Origin of the sequence: Microcoleus sp. S13_B4 (assembly GCF_036700885.1) — a bacterium.
GTDB lineage: Bacteria > Cyanobacteriota > Cyanobacteriia > Cyanobacteriales > Microcoleaceae > Microcoleus.
Genome location: NZ_JAUBPU010000137.1, coordinates 1 through 2054, shown reverse-complemented (window position 1 = coordinate 2054; position 2054 = coordinate 1). Strand labels below are relative to the sequence as shown.

At 42.5% G+C, this 2054-nt stretch carries 3 protein-coding genes; 1 reads left to right on the top strand and 2 read right to left on the bottom strand.

Going from position 1 to position 2054, the window contains the following annotated elements; all coding sequences use genetic code 11:
* Window positions 1-267: transposase (locus QT994_RS27550; protein ID WP_445243957.1), on the top strand; the 267-nt coding region annotated here is incomplete at its 5' end.
* A 243-nt stretch (window positions 268-510) separates the two neighbouring features.
* Here the strand turns inward: QT994_RS27550 and QT994_RS27545 are convergent.
* Window positions 511-1077 carry a transposase gene (locus QT994_RS27545; protein WP_333180283.1) on the bottom strand — a complete coding sequence of 189 codons (567 nt, stop codon included), beginning with the start codon at window positions 1075-1077 and terminating at the stop codon, window positions 511-513.
* 193 nt (window positions 1078-1270) lie between these two features.
* A partial coding sequence (gene tnpC, locus QT994_RS27540; protein ID WP_333180281.1) for an IS66 family transposase occupies window positions 1271-2054 on the bottom strand: 784 nt, incomplete at its 5' end.

Here is a 2054-nt window from a genome sequence, read left to right as displayed (position 1 = left end):
ATTCATACCGGAGAAGAAATAGAAAAAGCCATCAAAAAGAAAGGGGCAAAATTAATATACTTGTCGCCCTATTCGCCCGACTTCTCACCAATTGAACATTTATGGTCAAAACTCAAAAACATTCTCCGTTCTATCAAGACGACTAATTATCGAGAATTAGCCAAAGCACTCTTGGTTTGCCTTCAATCAAGTTACATTATCCGATATGAGGAATTGGTTTACTCACTGCTATTATTGTACCTCATCTTTCTGAGAAACGCTATATGAAGTTTGGTACAAGTAAACGTGTTGTGAGTCAAGCATCGCGTGCTGTCAACAAAATGCTATTACAGCACTTTGCGTGACTAAGAGGTACAGTAACAGCAGTGAGCAAAATAATTTTCGATTTGCTTAGTTGAACATAATTTCACTCCCAATTCCAATAGTTTTTCCACAATCTGTACACTTCGAGGTACAAATCTCCTGAGCCATGCTTTTAATTCCCACCATAAATGTTCGATGGGGTTAAAGTCAGGTGAGTTGGCGTGATAAATACACTACTTTTGCTCCCACTGCTTCGATCATTTTTTCCACACCTTCTACCTTGTGTGCCTTCAGATTATCCATCACCAATACCGATCCTTTCCATAATGAAGGCACCAGTTCTTCTTGCACAAATTTCTGGAAATCCTCTCCATTCATAGATTTTCCCATTGTCTTCATGGCGATGACCTTCTTATTGCTTATTGCTCCAACCACCGTTACCCTACTTCCTCTATAAAATGGCTTGATATCGTAGCTTCTTTCTCCCTTTTTACTTCTAGCTCCTTGTCTCATTATCCCCAGCAATACGCCCATTTCATCCAAAAAAATCAGATTTTCTGGTTCGACATCTCGGGTTTTTTCCCAATATTCTATTCGCTTCTTTTGATTAATTTCTTTATGGGCTTGACTGCTCCGTAGTGTTTTTTTTTTCAAAGTGAGTTGCTGCTTTTTTAGGAATCCGCACATGGCACTCTCGCTCAACCCTACTCCTGTTTTTTCGTGCCAATACTCACAGTATTCTGCGAGTGTGTAATCTGGATACTGGGCTACCATCTCTTCAATCTGTTGTTCGTGACCAAACAGTAGGCTCGGTGTAACTGCTCACCGCAACAGCGTTGGGGTATCGCCAATGATGTCAGCGAGCGCTATGCACTTTAGTTAGTAGGTGGTATTCCAGAAAAACTGGCCACAATCAAAAAGGAAGTTTGTGGAAAACTGGTTGATTCAATTTCTTTCAACGGAAAGTTCAGTTGAATAGTAAACCTGGAGGACTACGACCAGCTAAAGAAAGTAACTCATATAGTTGTGCGATCGCTTCGCCACCTTGCAGGCGCACTGTTTCTAAAAAGCTAAACATTTGAGCGACTAATTGAGCGCCCCAATCACTACGCGCTCCTCCAGTTACTTTCCGATGCACGACCACGGGGCGTAAAGCTCGTTCAGCATCATTGTTGTCAGGTTTAACTTGTGGATAATCTAAAAAAGTAAACCACTCTGTCCAATGACGTTGAATCCGGTTGGCTAATCGTTGGGCATCGGCAGGCCAACCTTTGACAGGCGCATTAGTCAAGACATCTTGCAATTTGGCTTCCAGTACAAGACGTTCTGCCGCCATCGCTTCCCGACTCAATTGACCAGTATGATACTCCCTATATCGGGTTCTAGCAGTGGTTAAAATTTCACTAACTGCCCCAGCTAATAGTCGATTGCCCTCAAAACGACTTAGTTTTAGTGCTTCTAAATCTCGTTGCAGATGGGTCAAACATTTCTGTTTAGCTGCGGCTGATTGAGGGTTGTAAGCGCTGAAACAATCACTACTAAGAATGCCTTCAAAGTCTTCTCCCAATAGCTGTTTTAGTTCGGCACTACTGCGGCTGGGAGCTAATAGTAATACACAAACCTTGTCACTGGTGGCTACCCACAACCAATATTTGATTCCATCAATGCAGTAAGTAGTTTCATCAACGCAGCGCACACCCGGTTGTTGTACGTAGCTCAACCATTGCTGATAGATTGGCTGCAAGCTCTCT